The sequence below is a fragment of the Klebsiella sp. CTHL.F3a genome (assembly GCF_019890895.1).
Taxonomy (GTDB): Bacteria; Pseudomonadota; Gammaproteobacteria; order Enterobacterales; family Enterobacteriaceae; genus Klebsiella; species Klebsiella grimontii.
Genome location: NZ_CP082360.1, coordinates 2509472 through 2530250, shown reverse-complemented (window position 1 = coordinate 2530250; position 20779 = coordinate 2509472). Strand labels below are relative to the sequence as shown.

16 protein-coding genes and 2 pseudogenes are annotated in these 20779 nt (G+C 62.1%); 3 read left to right on the top strand and 15 right to left on the bottom strand.

What is annotated here, in order from left to right:
- Nucleotides 1-10: 10 nt before the first annotated feature.
- The 5 genes and pseudogenes from K7H21_RS11885 to K7H21_RS11865 all read right to left on the bottom strand — a co-directional run bounded on the left by K7H21_RS11885 (nt 11) and on the right by K7H21_RS11865 (nt 4763).
- Entirely contained in the window at nt 11-910 is a 900-nt protein-coding gene (locus K7H21_RS11885; protein ID WP_004119261.1) for a MurR/RpiR family transcriptional regulator, read from the bottom strand.
- Nucleotides 907-1880: pseudogene (locus tag K7H21_RS11880) on the bottom strand (ABC transporter substrate-binding protein); the annotation flags it as partial. The pseudogene K7H21_RS11880 and the gene K7H21_RS11885, both read right to left, overlap by 4 nt.
- Nucleotides 1871-2923, bottom strand: a complete 1053-nt coding sequence (locus K7H21_RS11875; protein ID WP_112164807.1) for a FecCD family ABC transporter permease — start codon at nt 2921-2923, stop codon at nt 1871-1873. The pseudogene K7H21_RS11880 and the gene K7H21_RS11875, both read right to left, overlap by 10 nt.
- Nucleotides 2920-3945, bottom strand: a complete 1026-nt coding sequence (locus tag K7H21_RS11870; protein WP_123829227.1) for a FecCD family ABC transporter permease — start codon at nt 3943-3945, stop codon at nt 2920-2922. The genes K7H21_RS11875 and K7H21_RS11870 overlap by 4 nt, the downstream gene beginning before the upstream one ends.
- Nucleotides 3942-4763, bottom strand: a complete 822-nt coding sequence (locus K7H21_RS11865) for an ABC transporter ATP-binding protein (protein WP_223035797.1) — start codon at nt 4761-4763, stop codon at nt 3942-3944. Before K7H21_RS11865 ends, K7H21_RS11870 begins: the two co-directional genes overlap by 4 nt.
- 505 nt (nt 4764-5268) lie before the next feature.
- Here K7H21_RS11865 and K7H21_RS11860 point away from each other — a divergent pair.
- Nucleotides 5269-7341, top strand: a complete 2073-nt coding sequence (locus tag K7H21_RS11860) for a TonB-dependent siderophore receptor (RefSeq protein ID WP_223035888.1) — start codon at nt 5269-5271, stop codon at nt 7339-7341.
- 136 nt (nt 7342-7477) lie between these two features.
- Here K7H21_RS11860 and K7H21_RS11855 read toward each other — a convergent pair whose 3' ends face one another.
- The 7 genes and pseudogenes from K7H21_RS11855 to K7H21_RS11825 form a co-directional block, all read right to left on the bottom strand.
- Entirely contained in the window at nt 7478-8266 is a 789-nt protein-coding gene (locus K7H21_RS11855) for an ABC transporter ATP-binding protein (RefSeq protein ID WP_004119243.1), read from the bottom strand.
- The gene (locus K7H21_RS11850) at nt 8260-9255 is read right to left on the bottom strand and encodes an ABC transporter permease (RefSeq protein ID WP_049115191.1); all 996 of its coding nucleotides are present in this window, start codon (nt 9253-9255) and stop codon (nt 8260-8262) included. The genes K7H21_RS11855 and K7H21_RS11850 overlap by 7 nt, the downstream gene beginning before the upstream one ends.
- Nucleotides 9236-10273, bottom strand: a complete 1038-nt coding sequence (locus K7H21_RS11845; protein ID WP_004119236.1) for an ABC transporter substrate-binding protein — start codon at nt 10271-10273, stop codon at nt 9236-9238. Before K7H21_RS11845 ends, K7H21_RS11850 begins: the two co-directional genes overlap by 20 nt.
- Complete coding sequence (locus K7H21_RS11840) at nt 10270-11244, bottom strand: ABC transporter substrate-binding protein (RefSeq protein WP_004119234.1); 975 nt, start codon at nt 11242-11244, stop codon at nt 10270-10272. Before K7H21_RS11840 ends, K7H21_RS11845 begins: the two co-directional genes overlap by 4 nt.
- Nucleotides 11245-11255: 11 nt before the next feature.
- Nucleotides 11256-12344 carry an acyl-CoA dehydrogenase family protein gene (locus tag K7H21_RS11835; protein WP_049123127.1) on the bottom strand — a complete coding sequence of 363 codons (1089 nt, stop codon included), beginning with the start codon at nt 12342-12344 and terminating at the stop codon, nt 11256-11258.
- Nucleotides 12345-12381: 37 nt separating this feature from the next.
- A pseudogene (locus K7H21_RS11830) lies at nt 12382-13483 on the bottom strand (LLM class flavin-dependent oxidoreductase).
- A gap of 145 nt (nt 13484-13628) precedes the next feature.
- Nucleotides 13629-14522: a LysR family transcriptional regulator gene (locus K7H21_RS11825; RefSeq protein ID WP_087828254.1), complete on the bottom strand. Its 894-nt coding sequence runs from the start codon at nt 14520-14522 to the stop codon at nt 13629-13631.
- 313 nt (nt 14523-14835) lie between these two features.
- Between K7H21_RS11825 and K7H21_RS11820 the strand changes: the two genes are divergently transcribed.
- Nucleotides 14836-15432 carry a cysteine dioxygenase family protein gene (locus K7H21_RS11820; protein WP_004119221.1) on the top strand — a complete coding sequence of 199 codons (597 nt, stop codon included), beginning with the start codon at nt 14836-14838 and terminating at the stop codon, nt 15430-15432.
- Nucleotide 15433: 1 nt separating this feature from the next.
- Entirely contained in the window at nt 15434-17014 is a 1581-nt protein-coding gene (locus tag K7H21_RS11815) for a rhodanese homology domain-containing protein (RefSeq protein ID WP_223035796.1), read from the top strand.
- 197 nt (nt 17015-17211) lie between these two features.
- Here K7H21_RS11815 and K7H21_RS11810 read toward each other — a convergent pair whose 3' ends face one another.
- The 3 genes from K7H21_RS11810 to mhpT form a co-directional block, all read right to left on the bottom strand.
- Complete coding sequence (locus tag K7H21_RS11810; RefSeq protein WP_004119215.1) at nt 17212-18615, bottom strand: CBM96 family carbohydrate-binding protein; 1404 nt, start codon at nt 18613-18615, stop codon at nt 17212-17214.
- Nucleotides 18616-18685: 70 nt separating this feature from the next.
- Nucleotides 18686-19420, bottom strand: coding sequence for a purine nucleoside phosphorylase YfiH/LACC1 family protein (locus K7H21_RS11805; protein ID WP_049114557.1), 735 nt, complete (start codon nt 19418-19420; stop codon nt 18686-18688).
- Nucleotides 19421-19560: 140 nt separating this feature from the next.
- Nucleotides 19561-20757, bottom strand: a complete 1197-nt coding sequence (gene mhpT / locus K7H21_RS11800; RefSeq protein WP_223035795.1) for a 3-(3-hydroxy-phenyl)propionate transporter MhpT — start codon at nt 20755-20757, stop codon at nt 19561-19563.
- Nucleotides 20758-20779 lie beyond the last annotated feature (22 nt).

The window sequence follows — 20779 nt, the reverse complement described above, 5'->3', positions numbered from 1 at the left end:
TATCTGCCGTTTAGCTTCGTTTACCGCCGGATTTCCCGATGGCCCGATGCAATTCATTGATCCGCTTCATCGATTTCACCGTCTTCTGCGGCGCGGTGGAGGCCACCGACAGCACGATCATCTCCAGACATACCAGCACCGTCCCGTGCAGCGGCACCCGTCCGTTATCGCCGCCGCGCGGCACCTCAATCACCACCTGCGCCTGCTGGCTAAAGCGGGAGTCCAGCGCCTGGGTGAGTAAAATCGTCGGGATCCCCAGACGGCGAGCTTCGCGCAGGGTCGTCATCCCCTCCCGGTGCGGCGACTTCTGCCCCATCATAATCAGCACGTCGCCGCGCTGCAGGCCGATCAGTTGCTCGGCGAGGCTGAAGCCGGTGCGGTTCATCACGTACGAAGGCAGGCCGATGCGGCTCAACAGCCGGGCGGTATATTCCGCCAGTATGCCCGAGGCGCCGATCCCGAAAATGCCCACCTGGCGCGCGCCGGTCAGCAGCGCCACCGCCTGAGCTACCGCCGCGCGGTTGTCAGGTCGCGACAGCACTTCGCAGGCCCGCTGATGCCCCTCAAGGACAAAATCAATGCTCGAATGGACATCGCTGGAGAGCGCGCTCACCGTTGAAATCATCTTTTCCGACGAGGTCGCCGACGGGCCAAACCAGCGTTCCATGGTCTGCTTCAGTTCCCGCAGGCCGGCGAAGCCGAGCGCCTGGATGGCGCGCACCACCGTGGCGTCCGAGGTGTTGGTCGCGCTCGCGATTTCCATGGCCGTGCGCTCCAGTACCGCTTCCCGGTTATCGTTGATATAGCTCGCTACCGCCAGCAGACGCGGCGACAGCTGATGCGCGCGGGCGCGAAAACGTTCGCCGAACAGGTCAACCCGCCCCTTCTCTCTTTTGACCGCCGTTTTCATTTCAGCCCCTCGGGTAAGGGACGACCGGCAATGTGCGATTGCACCTGGGCGACCATCAGCGACAGCGCGGCGTAGGAGTTAGAGATAACCTCCTCACGCGGCAGCAGTATATAGCGCCCGGTGCGACAGGCGCGCATAAAGTCGCACCAGCCCGGCATCACGCCCTCCATCGCCCGCAGCTCATCCTGCGGCTTACCGCCGGTATCGGAGCGCCAGGTGGCAAACACAAAATCGGCATCCAGCTCCGGTAGCTGCTCGGCGCTGACGTCAATGCGCTGGCCCTCAGGGATGTTGTCAATCAGCGGCGGGAAGCGGAATCCGGCATCGCGCAGCACGCGGCCCAGCGCATGATAGGAGTGATGCACGGTCACCTTGCCGTTGTTGGCCTGAATCACCGAGACAACAATGTTTTGCGTATCCACCATCGCCTTTAGCTGGGCTATCTGCGCCTGATAGCGGCGTTCGAGGATTAAGAGCCGCGGCTGGGTACCGGTGAGCTGCGCCAGCTTACGGTAGATGCGCGGCGCGCTGCCCTGCAGATGATCGATGCTGACCGTTGGCGCAATCTTCTCCAGCTGCTCCACCGAGACGTGGCGGCTCGGTTCGGTGATAATCAGGTCCGGTTTCGCGGCGGCCACCGCTTCGAGGTCGATATCCGCCGTGCCGATAAACTGAATCGCGCTGTTATCGAAATCAATCCCGGTCAGCTGCGCGCTGGCGCGTAAAAAGTGGCTGCCGTCCGGACGAGTCCGCCCGTGGCTGGCCACCGGCGGGACGCCAAGCTCAATCAGGGGAATGGTGATATCCAGATCGTGCATCGACACAATGCGCTGCGGGTGCAGCGGAACGGTCACCGTGCGACCTAAGTCGTCGGTGAAGGTTTGCGTATCGGCGGCCGAGGCGACGCCCGCCAACAGCACCAGCAGAGAAACGAACCAACGCATAGCGATCCTTTTTGATTTACAGGGCATCACGGCGACGCCAGAGCAGAACGATAAAAAACGGACAGCCGACCAGAGCAATCACGATCCCTGCCGGTATCTGCAGCGGCGCGAACGCCAGTCGGCCAATGGTATCGGTGGCTAGCACCAGCAGCGCGCCGATCAGCGCGCTGCCGCAGAGCAGCGCCACCTGGCCGCCGCGCAGTAGAAAGCGCGCCATATGCGGCGCCATCAGGCCAACGAAGCCGAGACTCCCGACGCAGGAGACGCTGGCGGAGGTCAGCAGCACCGGCGCGAAGAAACGCAGCAGGGTGAGCTGCTGCAGGCGTACCCCGAGTCCGACGGCCGCGCGGTCGCCGAGCAGCGCCGCATCGGCGGCCCTGGCGGTCAAAAAAAGGATCAGCGCCCCGGGCAGCGCCCAGCAAAAAGCGACGGCCAACAGCGGCCAGGTCGCCGCATGCAGGCTGCCCGCCAGCCAGATCATCGCCGTCTGTACATCGCGCACGTCGGCGGTAGTCATAAAAATGCCGACCGCCGCCGCCAGCGTCCAGGAGACGCCGATGCCGATGAGAATAAAGCGCGGGCGCGAACAGTCGCGGGCCAGCGCCAGAACCAGCAGCGCCACCAGCACGCCGCCGAGCATCCCCGCCAGCGGCCGCCAGACCAGGCCCACCGCCGGAAAGAACAGCACCAGCGCCAGAACCACAATGCTGGCCCCCTCCTTCACCCCGATAAGCCCGGGATCCGCCAGACCGTTGCGGGTAATGCTCTGCATCGCCGCGCCGGCCAGGCCGAGCATCGCCCCGCACAGCAGCGCCATAAACAGCCTCGGCAGGCGAATATCAAACAGGATAAAACGCTGCTGTTCGCCCACGATTTCCGCACCCAACAGTGCGCGAAACAGGGTACCGGAAGGCATCGGGAAGCTGCCGCGGGTCAGGCCAAACAGCGCCAGCAGCAGGATAACGAGCAGCATGCCGGCAGCGATTTTTAACGCCGCTGGCCGCAGCAAAAGATACCAGCCGCCGCAGACAAGCGGCCGAAAACCGGCGCGACGGGCGGCGCTTTTCATTTAAAAAACCTCGCGGCGATAAAAATAAATACCGGCGCCCCCACCAGCGCGGTCATCGCGCCGGTTGCCAGCTCCTGAGGTGCGACCAACGTACGAGCGGCGATATCCGCCAGCAGCAGCACCAGGGCGCCAACCGGGGCGGCCAGCGGCAGCGCCAGGCGAATATCTTCGCTAATCAACCGACGCACCACGTGCGGAACCACCAGACCGACAAAGCCGATCGGTCCGGCCACCGCCACCGCCGAGCCGCACAATAGCGCAATGGCGGCCAGCCCCAGCAGGCGGGTCTGAACAATCTTTACCCCCAGCCCCAGCGCGACCTTATCGCCCAGCGCCAGCACGTTCAGACGCGGCGCGATGGCCAGCGCGATCGTCACTCCCGCCAGCGCCGGGAGCAGCGCAGCGCGCAGCGTTTGCCAGTTCAGCCCGGCAAGATCGCCCGCCAGCCAGGTACGCATCGCCAGCAGCGTTTGTTCATCGAGGATCAGAATCGCCGCGGTGACCGCCGAGGCAAAGGCCGACAGCGCCACCCCGCACAGGGTAATGCGCAGCGGCGTAACGCCGCCGCGCCCGGACGACGACAGCAGCATCACGCCGCCAAACAGCAGCGCCGCGCCGCAGGCGGCGGTGAGCGGCCTGGTTAACGCCACGCCGCCGAGGCTGACTCCCAGCGCCGACGTCGCCACTACCGCCAGCGAAGCGCCGGCGTTAAGGCCGAGAATATGCGGCTCGCCTAGCGGGTTGCGGATCACGGTTTGCAGCAGCAGCCCCGCCACGCCGAGCGCCGCGCCGGTAAGCAGCGCCGCCGCCAGACGTACCAGACGTAAATCAACGATGATGCGGTGGTCAAAGTTGCGCGGATCGTAATGGAGCAGCGCCTGCAGCACCGTTTGCGGCGCAATCCAGCGCGCGCCGAGCCCGAGATGCACCAGCGAGCCGCCCAGCAGCAGCAGGCTCAGCAGCGCCAGCGCCAGCCGGGGCCGGGATTGCCGGCGCTGCAGGAACAACGCGGAGGCGCTCATAACGCCTTCTCTTCACGGGCGCGGAACGGCATAAAAAAGGGCTTACCGGTCTGCGGATTGAGCGACATCTGCACGTCCACGTCAAAGACCATTTTGATCAGCTCCGGCGTACAGATTTCCTGTTCATTAATCACCCCGGCGATCTGCCCTTTTTTAAGAAACACCAGCAGGTCGGCGTAGTTCACCGCGAAGTTCAGGTCATGCAGGACGGTGACCACCGTGCGGCCATGATCGCGGGTTAAGGTTTGCAGTAGTTCGAGAATGTCGACCTGATAGCGCAGGTCAAGCCAGGTGGTGGGCTCATCCAGCAGAATCGTCGCCGTTTGCTGGGCGAGCGCCATCGCGATCCAGCAGCGCTGACGCTGGCCGCCGGAGAGGCTATCAACAGCTAAATGGGCAAACTCGGCGGTACCGGTGAGCCGCAGCGCCTCTTCTACCGCCCATTCATCGGCCTCGGACCATTGACGCATCAGACCCTGCCAGGGATAGCGCCCGCGGGAAACCAGTTCAAACACCGTCAGCCCTTCCGGCGTGAGCGGCGATTGCGGCAGAATGCCCAGCCTACGGGACACCTCACGGGTCGGCAGCTGATGAATCACCTCGCCGTCCAGACGTACGCAGCCGCCCAGCGGCTTGAGCATCCGGGCGATGGTCGACAGCAGCGTCGATTTCCCCGAGCCGTTAGCGCCGGCCAGTACCGTCATTTTCCCGTGGGGGATGGTCAGATGAATATTATCGACAATTAGCGTCTGGCCATATCCGGCCGACAGGGAATCGAGGACGATTCCCTGCTCTGCAGGCAACACCCGCTGTGGCATAACTCGCTCCCGCGCCGCAACGGCGTGGCGCCAGGCCCGCTCGTTCCGCACTCAAACAAAAATACATCTCATTCTCTTTTGATCATGCGGCGGATGAATGTAGTAGTCAATACCCCGCGACCGCATCGGCAATGGCGGTCTACTACCAACAACCGCACCTGCAGCACATGGATTAATCAACAATAAAAACAACGAATTATTTTATATCCGCTCTGCTTATTCAGCGCTGAGTGAGTGATTATTTGCGTCGGCGCTTTTTTATCTTACATAACGTTTACTACTACATTCCTTCGTGATTGAATGATTCTCAATTACATATCTGCGCGCCTTCTGGCGTTAATAACAGATAGCTTTCTTTTTCAGGGCAATGATTTTATTGGCTTTACCTCTCCGCAAAGGCGAGGTTCGTTCACGAGACACAAAAATGATTCCATTAAATGGCCCTTTTTCGGCATTAAAAGGGCGTGCGCTTTTTTCACTGATTTTTTTCACCTCACCGGGATTAGTGGCCGCGGAAAATAGCGCCGATAAAACAAAAAAAACCGCTGACGAGACCATAACGGTCGTGGCTGAAGGCACCCAGCAACGCGCTACCCAGGGATACCAGCCGGTTAATACCTCGACCGCCACGCTGACTACCATGCCGATGCTGGATATTCCGCAGGTGGTCAATACCGTCAGCGAGCAGGTGCTCGAGGATCAGCATGCGACCAACCTCGACGAAGCGCTGTATAACGTCGCCAACGTGGTACAAACCAATACCCTCGGCGGGACTCAGGACGCCTTCACCCGCCGCGGCTTCGGCGCCAACCGCGACGGCTCGATCATGACCAACGGCCTGCGCACCGTGCTGCCGCGCAGCTTCACCGCCGCCACCGAACGCGTCGAAGTGCTCAAAGGCCCGGCCTCGACGCTGTACGGTATTCTCGACCCTGGCGGATTGATCAACGTCGTCACCAAACGCCCGGAGCGTAGCTTCGGCGGATCCGTCTCCGCCACCTCCACCAGCTTTGGCGGCGGTACCGGCCAGTTCGACGTCACCGGCCCCATCGACGGGACGCCGCTGGCGTATCGGGTGATTGGCGAATATCAGCATGAAGATTACTGGCGTAATTACGGCAAACAGAAGAGCATCTTTATCAGCCCCTCCCTGACCTGGTTCGGCGAGCGCGCAACGGTGAACGTCTCATATTCTCACCGTAACTACAGTACCCCATTCGATCGTGGCACCATCTTCGATCTGAACACCGGCCATGCGGTGAACGTCGATCGCAAAACGCGTTTTGATGAACCGTTTAATATTACCGACGGTTATTCCGATCTCGCGCAGCTGAATGCCGAATACCGTCTCAGCGACGCCTGGACCGCCCGCTTCGACTACAGCTACAGCCAGGATCATTACAACGACGATCAGGCCCGGGTCATGGCCTACGACTCGGCGACCGGCAACCTGACCCGCCGCGTCGACGCCACCCATGGTTCAACCCAGAAGATGCACGCTACGCGGGCGGATTTACAGGGTAACGTGGTCATTGGCGGCTTCTATAACGAGATCCTCACCGGCCTGGCCTATGAGAATTACGATCTGCTGCGCACCGATATGATCCGCTGTAAGAACGTCAAGGGATTTAATATCTACAACCCGGTCTACGGTACGCTCGACAAATGCTCCAGCGTTTCGGCATCCGATAGCGATCAGCGTATTCAGCAGGAGAGTTATGCAGGTTACGTCCAGGACGCGCTCTATCTTAGCGATAAGTGGATCGCCGTTGCCGGAGTGCGCTATCAGTATTACACCCAGTACGCCGGGAAAGGTCGCCCGTTTAACGTCAATACCGACAGCAGCGACCAGAAATGGACGCCGAAAGCGGGCCTGGTGTATAAGCTGACACCGTCCATCTCCCTGTTTGGTAACGTGGCGCAGTCGTTTATGCCGCAGTCCTCCATCGCCAGCTATATTGGCAATCTGCCGCCGGAAGAGTCCACGGCGTACGAGCTGGGCGCGAAGTTCGATCTGTTCAATGGCATCACCGCCAATATCGCGCTGTTTGATATTGATAAGCGCAACGTCCTCTACACGGAATCCGTGGGCGATGAGACGGTGGCAAAAACCGCCGGTAAGGTACGCTCCCGCGGCGTCGAAGTGGACGTGGCCGGGTCGCTAACCGATAACCTGAGCGTTATCGCCAGCTACGGCTATACCGATGCGAAAGTCACCGACGATCCGGATTACAAAGGCAAACCGCTGCCGAACGTGCCGAAACACACCGGTTCGCTGTTCCTGAGCTACGACATTCACAACGTCTACGACAGCAATACCCTGACGGTGGGCGGCGGCGGTCGCGCGGTAAGCAAACGTTCCGGTACCAACGGCGCAGATTATTATCTGCAGGGCTATGCGGTGGCGGATGTGTTTGCGGCCTATAAGATGAAGCTGCAATATCCGGTGACGCTACAGGTTAACGTGAAAAATCTGTTTGATAAGACCTACTACACCTCCTCCATCGGCACCAACAACCTCGGTAACCAGATCGGCGACCCGCGGGAAGTGCAGTTTACGGTGAAGATGGATTTTTAAGCCTTATCCCTGTCCCGGATCGCGGCGCCTTATCCGGGCTAGCACACTGTAGCCCGGGCAAGGCGCGGCCCTAGCGCCGCCCCCGGGAATCCCCGCCAAACGGTCAGAATCAGCACGCCCCGGATAACGCCTTGCCTTACCAGTCCTCACCCTGGCCAAGAATGCGCAAAATATCCTGCCGATGCTGTAGCAGCAGCGGATTGTCGCGATGGCGGGGATACGCCAGCGGAAGCGCAAACTCGGCGATAATCCGTCCCGGTCGCGGTGACATGATTAACACCCGATCGCAGAGCAGCAGCGCCTCTTCAATATCGTGGGTGACCAGCAGGCTGGTATAGCCCTGCTGCTGCCATAGAGCGATCAGCTCCCGCTGCATACTGATGCGGGTAAGCGAATCCAGCTTGCCCAGCGGCTCATCAAGCAGCAGCAGGCGCGGTTCGTTCAGCAGCGCGCGCGCCAGCGCCGCACGCTGCGCCATGCCGCCGGAGAGCTGGCGCGGCCACGCTTCGCTAAACGCCTGCAGCCCCATTCGCGCAATCAGCGCATCGGCCTTTGGCTCAAGCCCCTTTTTCCCCTGCGCCTGCGGCCCCAGCAGCACGTTTTGCCGCACCGTCAGCCACGGATAAAGGGTCGGATCCTGAAACACCAGTATCCGTTCGGGCCCCGGTCCGCCCATCGCCGCCTCATCAATCTGAATTTGCCCGGCCTGCTGCGGCTCCAGTCCCGCCAGCAGCCGCAGCAGAGTGGATTTACCGCATCCCGAGGGGCCGAGCAGCGCGACGCTCTCTCCGGGCCGCAGCTGCAGACTGATGTTCTCCAGCACCGGCACCGTCTGTTTACCAAGGCTAAAAGCGTGATGCAGATGGCTTATCGACACCGCCGCGCCGGCCGATGCCGCCTGAGGTATTGCGTTCACGGTTACCATTGCATGCCTCCCCGCTGCCAGCTTAGCAGCCGGTCGCGCACCATAAACAGTCCGCTAATCAGGCCGGAGCAGAGCAGCGCCATCACCAGCAGCGCCGCGTACATATTGGGATAGGCAGCCCAACCCTGCGCCCACTGCAGATAAAAGCCAATACCCGATTTCACCCCGACCATTTCGGCGACGATCAGCACCGAAAACGATGCGCCAAGCCCCATAAACAGGCCGACAAAGACGTTCGGCAGCGCGGCGGGGATCGCCACGCGCAGGATCAGGAAGCGCTGGCTGGCGCCCAGGGTCCGCGCGACGTCATACCATGCCTTATCGATGCCGATCACTCCGGACCAGGTCAGCACGGTCACCGGGAACCAGGTGCTGAGCGCAATCAGGAATACGCTGGCGCCGAAGCTGGAAGGGAAAATAAACAGGCACAGGGGCAGCAGCGCGGTGGACGGCACCGGCCCCAGCAGACGCAACACCGGATGCACCCAATAGCCGATCCGCTGGGACCAGCCGATCGCCAGCCCGCTGATAAAGCCGCAGCTGGTACCCAGTAGCACCCCGAGCCCAAGCAGTCCCAGCGAATGCAGCAGGCTATCGAGCAGGCGCGGCCAGTCATCGTACAGTACCTCAATCAGCGCTTGCGGCGGCGCGAAAAACGGCACCGGCAGAAAGGCCGTCTTTGCCGTCAGCCCCTCCCACAGCGCAAAGAGTACCGGCAGCAGCGCCAGCCACTTTCCAGCATGCTGCAGGCGAGCCCCGCGCTGCCGCCAGTAGCGGTAGCTCAGCGCCAGCAGCAAGAGCCCGCCGCCGAGAGTGAACTGCGCCAGCGCCCACCCTTCGCTAAACGGCCAGCGCCGCCCGGCATCGGGCCAGGCCAGGGTAAACAGGCCGCCCAGCAGCCAGAGCGCGGCGGCAAGCAGGCCTTCCGTCCACAGCGGTCTGCCGCTTGTCGCACGCGCCAGCGCCCGTTCAGGCGAAAACGTTGACATAAATGCTCTCCGCAAACTGATGGGGATCGGTGCCCGGCTTAATGACCTGCACCCGCTGAAGATCTACGGCGTACTGGGTCAGCTCTTTGACAAACGCCTCGCCCACCGCGTGATGGCCGTGCCCCTGGCCGTGGAGAATGCCGCTGACCTCCGCCTCATTGGTATTCAGCGCATGGGCGAGGAAGGATTGCGCCACGCTTTCCGGGTGCGCGGCGGCATAGCTGTGCGCCTCAAGAATCGCCTGAGTGAGCGCGGCGGCGGCGGGTTTATGATCGCGGGCCAGGCTACCGCTGACGCCCAGTACGCAGCAGCTCAGGTTGGCGTAATCGCCGGTCATATTGCTGGCGATAAGCTGATACTTGCCGGTTGCCAGCAGGCGATAGCTAAAGGGCTCGCTGCCGCTGATGGCTGCTATTTCGCGTTTATCCAGCGCCACGCTGAGCAGATCCGCCGGATAGACTTTCCACTGTACATCGCTTATCGGGTCGATGCCGTGGCGCTTGAGCAAGATGGCGAAGAAGTTTTTATCCGGCCCGGCCATATCGGTGACGCCGATGGTTTGCCCTTTCAGGCTCTCCAGGCCGCCGAACGGCGAGTTTTTCGCCGTCAGCAGGTTCAGGCAGCCGCCGTGGGTTCCGGCGGTGAGCTTCACGTCGAAGCCCTGCTCCAGCGCCTTCAGCCAGCGCAGCGCCATCCCGACGCCGGCGTCGGCCTTGCCGGTGGCAATCGCCTCCAGCAACACGTCCGTCGAGTTGCCGAAGTTAACGAACTCCACGTCGAGATTGTATTTACTGAAGATCTTCTGCTGCTCGGCGACGGCAACCGGCGCCAGGCACACCGCGCTTTTGTTAATCGCCAGCTTGATTTTATACGGCTGCGCCAGGCGCAGCGCCGGATGTTCTTCCCCGCTCGCCATGGCCGCCATATCGTGAGCCCAAAGCGGCAGGGATGCCCCGGCGAGCGCTAGCCCGCCGGTCAAGCGTAAGAAACGACGGCGGGAAAAAGCGGCTTTCATCATGGCGTCACCTCCGCATGGGCCTGGGCGGCGGGCACGCTAAAGCCGTTATCAAACGTCGGCGTCACGTCCAGCTTTGCGCGGATCAGTCCGTTGGCGAGGTAAAAATTCGCCGTCGACTGCTGCTGAGCGACCGTCTGTGCGTCCAGAGGCTGCCACTGCGACTGGCGATTGGCAAACTGCGCGCGGGCGATATCCGCCGGGAAACGAATAATCTCCCCCAGCGTTTTACCGTAGCTATCAAGGTTGGCGTAGGCCCAGCGCTCGGCGCCGGCCAGGCGGGTAAGGTAATCCTGCAGGGCCGCGCGTTTTTGCGGGTCTTTCAGGGCATCATCGGTTGCCGCCAGGAAGGTGTTGCCCGGCAGCAGCCCTTTACCACTGACCAGAATCTTTCCTTCCGCGGTCTTCACCAACTGCGTGGTATAGGGTTCCCAGGTCGCCCAGGCGTCAACCGATCCGTTGAGCAGCGCCACTTTGGCGTCCACCGGGCCGAGAAACACCCACTGCACCTCTTTCGGCGAAATCCCCGCCTGCTCCAGCGCTTTCAGCGCCACAAAGTGGCCAATCGACCCTTTACCGGTGGCGATGCGTTTGCCTTTTAAATCCGCGGCGCTCTTCAACGCGCTGCCGGGCGAGACCAGCACCGCGGTGCCGGCAGGGTTGCTTTTATCGACGGCGATAGCTTTGACCGGCGCGCCGTTAGCCAGCGCGAACAGCAGCGGCGCATCGCCGATAATCCCCGCATCCACCGCCCCGGCGTTAAGCGCTTCCGCCAGCGGCGCGGCGGCCGGAAACTCGGCCCATTTAATCTCGTAGGGGAGATCCTGCAGGGCGTTGGCGGCCTCCAGCTGCGAGCGCATGCCGCCCTTTTGATCGGCGATTCGCAGGGTGATTCGCTCCTGAGCCGCCGCATAGCCGCTCAGCGCCAGCAGCATCAGCGCCCCGGCTAAACGGGTAAAATGAAGTTTGCGCATATGAATTATCCTTATTTTTGAAAAGCGTATTTGCCTGCCGCCAGCCACGCGCTGTCGTTCTGCGGGGTATGTACCCGACCGCACAGGACGTTGCGATAGTGGCGTTCCAGAGGATTTTGCCGACTCAGGCCATGGTTGCCAGTCAGCTCCAGCGCCAGGTTTACCGCCTGAATGGCGTTGTCGGTAATCGTCACTTTCGCCAGATTCGCCTCAATGGCGGAAAAGCCCAGCTGCGCGGCCTTTTCCAGCAGGCTGCGGTTGACCAGCAGCCATCCGTCAATCTGGCCGACTTTTTCCTGCACGCGCGACAGGCTGGAAAGCGGTTGCCCAAGGCTGCCCGGAATACGCGTACCCAGCCACGTCACCAGCCAGTCGCGGGCCGCGCGCGCCACGCTGTCGTAGATCGCCGCCAGTAGCGCCGTATGGCGATTGGCAAACAGACGAAACTGCTCGGCGTCCGGCGCGGGAGGCGCATCGGCCGCCCACACGTCCACCGCATACTCATCGGCCACCCGCACATTGTTGAGCACCACTTCGTGGCTGCCGGTTGCCCGCATTCCGGCGTGATCCCAGCTTTTCACCACGCTGACGCCCTCGCTGTCGGCTGGAACCAACCAGGTGCCGACCAGTGGCCGAGCGTCGTCGCTCCGTCCCCAGACGGCCAGCCAGCTTAGTCCCTCAACACCGGTGGTATAAATTTTGTGACCGTTAATTTGCCAGCCCCCTGCGCGGCGGGTCGCCACGGTTTGCGGCAGGCCGCCGCGCGCTGGAGAGCCGAGTTCCGGCTCCACCCGCAGGCTGTTGATCAGACCGCCCCGCTCGACGGCATCGTGAAAAACCCGCTGACGCAGCGGCTCGGCCCAGCCAGCGTTTTCCGCCAGCCGCAGATGATGCAGATACTGCATGCAAACAATGAGCGCGGTCGCCGGTTCGCCCCAGGCGATGGCGGCGACCGCCTGCTGAAGCCTGGGAAGATCGGCACCTGCCCCGCCGTACTGCTGCGGCACGGCGAGGCTTAAAAAACCGCGCTGGCGCAGACGGTCGATATTGTCGCGGGGAAATTCGCCGTTGGCGTCAAGGCTGGCCGCCTGCTCCGCCATCAGCTGGCGCACCTCCGTTAACCGCCGCGCCCAGCCATCATTGGCCTGATCGATCACGATGCGCGCTCCGCCACCGCGCGCAGGGCGGCTTTTTCGCGGGTTATCGGCAGCAGGGCCTTACCGTACTCCTGAGCATCGTTGAGCGGATCAAACCCGCGGATCAGGAAGTTGCGCACGCCGAGGTCGTAGTAATCGAGCAGCGCGTCGGCGACCTGCTCCGGGGTGCCCACCAGCGCGGTGGAGTTGTGGCCGCCGCCTACCAGCTGCGCGATCCCGGTCCACAGGCGTTTATCCACCACCTTGCCCTGCGCCGCCGTCGCCCGCAGACGCTGCGCCCCAACGCTGTCGGGCTTGGCTTTGAAACCGCCTCCGCTCTGCGCCGCCCGCTCGGTGGCGACGTGCAGGATATGCTCGGCTTTCTCCCAGGCCTCGGCTTCGGTCGCGGCGATAATCGGCCGGAACGAGACGCTGAAGTCGATTTCGCGCTGATGTTTCGCCGCCTCGGCCCGCACGCGCTGGATGGTTTCCGCGGTTTGCGCCAGCGACTCTCCCCACAGGGCGAAAACGTTGGCATGTTTACCGGCCACGGCGATGGCCGCTTCCGAGGAGCCGCCGAAGTAGAGGGGAATATGCGGCTTTTGCAGCGGGCGAATCGCCGACCACGCCTGTTCAGCCTGATAAAAATCATTGGCGATATCCACCGGCTGTTCGGCGGTCCACACCTTGCGGACGGTCTCAAGGAAGGCATCGGTACGCGCATAGCGCTGGTCGTGATCGAGGTAATCGCCGTCGCGGCGCTGCTCGGCGTCATTGCCGCCGCTGATGATATGCACCGCCAGACGGCCGCCCAGCAGGTGTTCAAGGGTAGCGAACTTACGCGCGGCGAGGGTTGGCGAGACAAAACCGGGACGATGGGCCAACAGGAAGCCGATCTTTTGCGTCGACAGGCCCGCCAGCGCGGTCACCAGAAAGCCATCGGGTTGATCGGACCAGTGCCCCACCAGAAGGCGGTCAAACCCGGCAGCCTCGTGGGTTTGCGCGAAACGCACGATGTAATCGCGGTCAAAAACCGGACCGACCGGGGCGATGGTTTCCGACGACAGGCGGTGGCCGATCATGCCGAGAAACTGAATGCTCATGCAGAACTCCTTGTAGCAGGATAATGAGTGGACCGCTGCGGCGGCGCGTTTTCATTACCCTATACACGGGCTCTTAATGAACAAAATGCATTTTTATCATATCTTAATATGCGAGATAAGCATTGATAAAAATTGTATCTAGGTTTCAGTCAGATACGTTCAGTTGCTGAACGACTTTGCCGGCGAAAAAAGTCATCGGCTGGCTCAGATTAGCCAGATTCTGCGCGTGAACCAACCACAGATGCACCGCGGGCTGGAAGTCAGCGAGGGTCAGCACGGCGACGTCATCGCGCCACGGGCTGGCGGCCAGCGCGGCGCGCGGCACCAGGCCAAGCCCCAGCCCCTGCGCCACGAGGCTGATTTGCAGCTGGGCACCCGCGGTCTCGACATTCAGCGCTAAGCGCAGCCCCTGGGACTGCAACTCGCGGATCAGCCCCGCCCGCAGGCCGCAGCCGTCGGGATTGAGCACCCAGCCTTTTTCCGCGCAGTCGCGCAGCGCTCCGGCGTGCAGGCGCCAGCTTTTCGCCGCTATCACCACGATATCCAGCGGGCACAGCAGCCTTCCGCTGTAGCCTTCGGCAAAGCGTTGCTGCTCAGGCCCCATCGCCAGCACCCCGTCCAGCTCGACGCTCTCGAGGCGCTTTTGCAGCAGACCGCTCCAGCCGCAGGTCACCTGCGGCTGGAGAGCGGGAAACTGCTGGCGCAGCGCGGCCAGCGCCGGCTGCAGGGCAATTTCCGCCACGCTCTGCGGCACGCCGAGACGCAGAATACCGTGTGGTTCCGCTTCGGGGTCGAGCAGGCCGTACAGCTTTTTGGTCTCCCGCTTGATGCTCAAACACTGCTCGTAAACCCGGTGCCCGGCGGCGGTCAGGGTGAGCGGCCGGGTCTGACGCTCCAGCAGCGTCACGTCGAGGGTTTGTTCCAGACGCTGCAGACGCCGGGTAATCGCTGATTGGGTAATACCAAGATATTCTGCGGCCTGGTTAAGCGAGGAAAACTGCACGGTGGCCAGCAGTGCGTCAATGTCGTCGATGCGCATAGCGTCCTTAAAGCCTGGCCCATCAGAGCTATTTTGCTTGCCATTTTGAACCTGGGCAGTGCTCAGACAAAACTCATAGAGTTTTGAACGCCTTCAGGGCGGCCCGAAGGGGGAGCGTAGCGAATAATCCTCACGTACTACGTGTACGCTCCGGTTCTTCCGCGCTGGCCGTGTTCAAACTGTCTGCGCCAATGACGCTTGATGGGTAGGCTATCAATGTGATTTTTGCATATTAATATATGCGGAAATTGCATTTTAATTATATTAACGCCTTTGCTAGCGTAAAGACCAGTCCCGACAACAGGAAGCGACCATGACCGCACCGCGAGTGGAAAAATTACGCCAGTTTATTCAAGACCTTGATGCACTGCATCGCGAGTTCGCCGACGAGAAGGCCCTGCTCGACGCCGTGGCCGTGCGCCTGGCCGCGCTGGTGAAAAAAGATGACTGGCTGCCGGAAGAGTACACCCTGCCGCATCCCCACCACTATCAGCAGTACCTGCTGCATGTTGACTCCGGACAGCGTTTCTCCATTGTCAGCTTCGTCTGGGGCCCGGGGCAATCGACGCCGATTCACGACCATCGGGTGTGGGGCGCCATCGGCATGCTGCGCGGCGCGGAGGAGAATCAGCGCTACCGCCTGGACGAGCGCGGCCAGCCGGTGGTCAGCGGCGTTGCTGAACGCCTTTCCCCAGGCGAGGTGGAAAAAGTCTCTTCCCGCGACGGTGATATTCACCGGGTGAGCAACGCCCTGGCGGATAGCGTCTCGATCAGTATTCACGTTTACGGCGGCAATATCGGCGGCGTCAGGCGCGCGGTTTATACCCCGGAAGGCCTCGTCAAACCATTTGTCTCCGGTTACTCCAACCGCCACTTACCCAATATCTGGGATCTCTCAAAGGATAATTAATATGCCCACCTGCTCTTATCGTCCGGCCGCACAGCTGCGCCAGACGCTGCTTGACGGCGCCGAGCTGGCGCTGATCGACGTTCGCGAAGAGGCCGACTTTGCCCGCAGCCATCCGCTGTTTGCCGCCAATCTGCCGCTCAGCAAGCTGGAGCTGGACATTTTTCGGCGCGTACCGCGCCTGACGACGCCGATTACCGTCTATGACGGCGGCGAGGGCCTGGCAGAGCGAGCCGTCGAGCGTCTACAGAGCTGGGGCTACGAAAATGTCGCCCTGCTGGAAGGCGGCCTGCCGGGCTGGCAGCGCAGCGGCGGGGAACTGTTTCAGGACGTCAATTCGCCGAGCAAAGCGTTCGGCGAGCTGGTGGAGAGCGAGCGGCATACCCCCTCGCTGAGCGCCGGGGAAGTGAAAGCGCTGCTCGATAGCCCACAGGAGGTAGTGGTGGTCGACGCGCGCCGTTTCGATGAGTATCACACCATGAATATTCCCGGCAGCATCAGCGTGCCCGGCGGGGAGCTGGCGCTGCGCATTGAGGGGTTGGTTCCGTCATCGCAGGCGACGGTGATCGTCAACTGCGCCGGGCGCACGCGCAGCATTATCGGCACGCAGTCGCTGCGCAATGCCGGTTTGCCCAACCCGGTCTACGCGCTGCGCAACGGCACCATCGGCTGGACCTTAGCCGGGTTTGACCTTGAGCGCGCCCAGCAGCGGCGCTACGACGCCGATTTTCGCGCCCCAGCCGAACGCGCGGCAACGGTGAGACAGCTGGCGGAACGCGCCGGAGTCGCCTTTATCGATAGCCCCACCCTTCAGCGCTGGCTGCGGCAGCCCGCACGCACCACCTATCTGTTCGACGTCCGGAGTCCGGAAGAGTATGCCGCGGGCCATCTGCCGCAGAGCGTCAGCGCGCCCGGCGGGCAGCTGGTGCAGGAGACCGACCATTTCGCCAGCGTGCGCGGGGCGCGCATTGTGCTGGTTGCCGATGACGAGATACGCGCGCCGATAACGGCGTCCTGGCTGGCGCAGATGGGCTGGGAGGTGGCGGTCTTACGCGATGCGCGCGCGGAAGATTTTAGCGAGCGCGGTACCCCCGCAGGCCGCGTACCGCCTGGTCCGCAGGCGGAGGAGATCTCTGCGCAGCAGCTGGCGGAACAGCTGCGGGAACCGGGCACCGTGGTACTGGATTTCACCACCAGCGCCAACTATGTCGCCCGGCACATTCCCGGCGCTTACTGGCTGATACGTTCGCAGCTGCGCCAGGCGCTGGAGGTTATCCCTTCCGCCGAACGTTACGTTGTCACCTGCGGCAGCAGCCTGCTGGCCCGCTATGCAGTGCCTGAGGTGGCGGCGTTAACCGGTAAACCGGTGCGACTGCTGAGCGGCGGCACTCTGGCGTGGATTGACGCCGGGCTTGCGCTCGAGCACGGCGAGACGCATCTGGCGACGCCGCGCAGCGATCGCTATCAGCGCCCGTATGAAGGTACCGATAACTCCCCCGCGGCAATGCAGGCCTACCTCGACTGGGAGTTCGGCCTGGTTGAACAGCTCAAGCGCGATGGCACGCACGGGTTTACGGTGTTGTGAATTTCCCCGCTCGCGCTGCGCTTAGCGGGGCTAAGGGCTCACCACCGTCGGCCATACCGTAGCCCGGACAGATGCGCAGCATCGCCTCCGGGAAATTATGCCACTCTGCGCTCTAATCCCGGGGGCGGCGCAAAGCGCCTGCCCGGGCTACGGGTCCACAGCCATCTGCGGTCCAGTAGCTCGGGGAAGGGACGCAATCAGATCTCCGGCGTATTTTTAAAGCCCATCAGCATCAGCATCGGCTCCTGCTGCGCGCCCGCCGGGTCGAAATGATAGCGATTGCCCTGGCGGTCGCCGCCGATATACCACGAAATCTCGGTTTTGCCTTCCGCCAGCGCCTTGCGCACCGCTTTATCGACATCCACCATCCGGTATTCGCGTTTGGAATTGAGATACAACGACGCCTGTGAGCTGTAGTTGCAGGGTGGACGATGATTCCAGGTCACGCTGCTGGCGCTCCAGTCATTGTTCGCCGGATAGAAGAAGATCTGATCCGCGCCGTTGGTCTCCACTTTACCGCCGTAGATCCGCAGCTGATATTTAAACAGCGAGGCGTCCTGGTCCTGCGGCAGCGGCGGGATAGGAAATTTCACCAGCGTCATGGTTTCCGGGTTATGCGTCCGCCCGCCGTTTTGCCAGTTATCGCTCACCACCAGGTTTTCCGGTGCGGCGTGGGCAACCGTCGGCTCGGTGCTGTCCACCAGCGCATTCTCCTTCGCCGTCGTGAAGCGATACGGCACCGCGCTGCCGCAGTCGATCCCCTTGTTCATGCAGCGCTCGGTCATATAGTGCGCCCCTTCCACCGTCCAGCCGTTCATAAAATCCGCGTGCGCCGTATAGATACTGCCCCAGCGCTCTTCGCGCTTATCGCCGTCCATAACCGGATCCAGTGAAAGCTGAATTTTTGCGGTATCCAGCGAGGTTATCTGCGGCAGAACGTAGGCAACGTTCATATTTACCGTCGGGATTTTCACCGGATAATCGCTCGGACAGGCGCCGTTGACATCATATGCCGCGTTACTGTGCCCGTGAGCCGGCTTCAGGTTGACGCCATCCCAGCAGTTGGGGAACTGAATACCGATATTAAACTGTACCGCATCGCCGCCTTTACGCAGTCCACAGACCTCCCCTGCCTGGTTGCTGTAGCCTTTCCCGTTGGCGCACAAAAACGTAATCCGCGAGCTGGGGGCCGAGCCATGATGGTCTCCCGCCAGCAGTTCGAGACCCGCCGGGAACGGTTGCAGCGGATACTGTTCCACTTTGCTGGTCTGATAGTAGGTTTTTTGATACGCCGGCGTCACCACCTGACCATCCGGCAGCTTCATTGAAGGCACCCAGTAGGCGGAACTGTCGGCCTTGTTATCGCAGGTGGTTTCCGGCTGGTCGCGCAGGGTTTGATAGGTGGAAACCGCATCGGTATGGGTATTACCAAAAAAATCATGCCACATGGCCTGATTCGGTTTGCCGAACATCATGATGGCGTCATCGCCCAACGTGTGGTGATATGCGCAGACCACATGGGCCTGCGGGCCAGCATGAGCGGAAAACGCGCTGGCGGCCAGCAGCGGTGCGAAACATACAGCGAACGGGTTCAATTTCATTTTGCAATCCTCCTTGTTTGAAGGAGTGCAGAGATAGCAAACGACCGCCGATGTTACACATCATCAAACATCATTTCGTCTCACCAGGCTCGCGCATGATCCATGAATACTGAAATGATTTCGGCGCCGGAAAATGCGTACGCCGGCGATACGACCCCAGCAGTTGCGGCGTACAGTAGGTACAGCTCCCCAGCCACTCCATGTTTTCATCCGGCACGCCCGCCTCGCGCAGCAGGAGACGCGCAAAGGCTCGCAGATCGAACCAAAAATTGTGGTCACCGGTCGCTTTCGCCTGTTCACCCTCCGACGCCGCCTGATGGGGCAGGAAAAGCTGCTGCCGATGGCGTTTTGCCAGTTCGCCGGCGGGCATCGCCAGCAGCGCCTGGTAGAAGTCGCCGGTGACTTCATAGCAGCAGGCATGAATATGCGGCCCGCTCACCACCACCAGATCTTGCGGGTCGACGTGATAACGCTGAAACAGCGCGAGGCTATTGTCGATAATTCCGCTGGCCGCGCCGCGCCAGCCTGCGTGTACGCTGCAGACATAGCGCCCGTCTCGCGACGCCATCAGCAGCGGCAGACAGTCGGCGGTCACCACGCCCATCTTCTGCCCGCTGACGGCGGTAAACATCGCATCGGCGTGGGGTCGCTCCGCCTGCGGCGCGCGATACTCATGCACGATATTGCTGTGAACCAGTTTAACCGGCGCCATTTCGCTATAGGGAAAGGCGGCGGTTTCATGAACGTCGAGAAAGGCGTAGCGGATACCGGGGATATCGCTTAGTAAGCGGGATGTAAAAGACATGATGCTCGGAAGAATCAATGGATGATGATTTAACCTATGCCAAAGTGGATAGATGCGCAAGGTGGATTCCCGGGCTACCAGCCCGGTAGCCCGGGCAAGGCGCGGCTTTATCGCGCCGCCCCGGGAATCAGCGAAAATGCTCAGGCCAGCGCCGCGCGCTTTTGTCGGCTCATCAGCCAGAATACCGCCGCCCCCGCCAGCAGAATACCGGGAGCAGACGCGGCCATCACGCCCACGGTTCCGGTGCCCAGCGCCAGCATTTTGCCCGCCAGCAGCGGGCCGCTCATCGCGCCGAGACGGCCGATCGCCACCGCCGTTCCTACGCCGGTGGCGCGGATTTCGGTGCGATAGAACAGCGGAGCCAGCGCGTAAAGCACGCTCTGTCCGCCGGTGGCAAACAGTCCGGCGACAAAGCCGGAGAAGAGCATTGAGGTCAGCGAGGACGCGGTCCCCAGCGCCAGCAGCGACGCCAGCATGCCGGTATAGATCAGCAGCGACATCCACAGCGGGCTGAGCTTATCCATCAGCGCCCCTAGCAGCAGCGTGCCGCAGGCGGCGCCAAACTGCAGGACAAACATCACTCCCGCCGCCTCGCTGGCGCTGAACCCCTGGCCGACTAGCAGCATCGGCAGCCAGTTGATCAGCATATAGACCACCAGCAGCGTGAAAAAATAGCACAGCCACAGCAGCAGCGTGGCGGTAGCATTGCCCGGCGCGAGGAGCGTGCGCAGCGGCACGCCCTGCGCGCTGCGCTGAAACACCGGCGATTCCGGCAGCCAGCGCAGCAGCAGCGGCACCAGCAGCAGCGGAACGATACCGCCGACCCAGAACACCGTTTGCCAGGCGGCGGCGAGGCCGAAAAAGCCCAGCGCCGCCGCCAGCGCCGCGCCAATGGGCACGCCGCAATACATCAGGCTGACCGCCCTGCCGCGAAAGCGCGGACCGGCGGCTTCCGAGGTGAGCGCAATCAGATTCGGCAGCGCCGCGCCCAGGCCGACGCCGGTCAGCAGTCGCGCCAGCAGCAGCGTCGGATAATTCCACGCCAGCGCGGTAGCGATTGAGAACAGGCCGAAGAGCAGCACCGAACCCAGCAGAATTCGCTTGCGGCCATAGCGATCCGCCAGCATGCCGCCCACCAGCGCGCCGGGCAGCAGGCCGAGGATCCCGGCGCTGAAGATCCAGCCCATCTGCATTTTATCCAGCGCGAACGCCTGCGCCATGCCAACGGCGGCGATCCCCGCCGCCTGCAGATCCAGCCCTTCCATCAGAGCCACCATAAAACAGAGCCCGACGGTTAACATCAGGCGCGAATTGCTTGCAGTCGTTGTTTGGGTCATAGGGTACCTTTGCGATATCCGG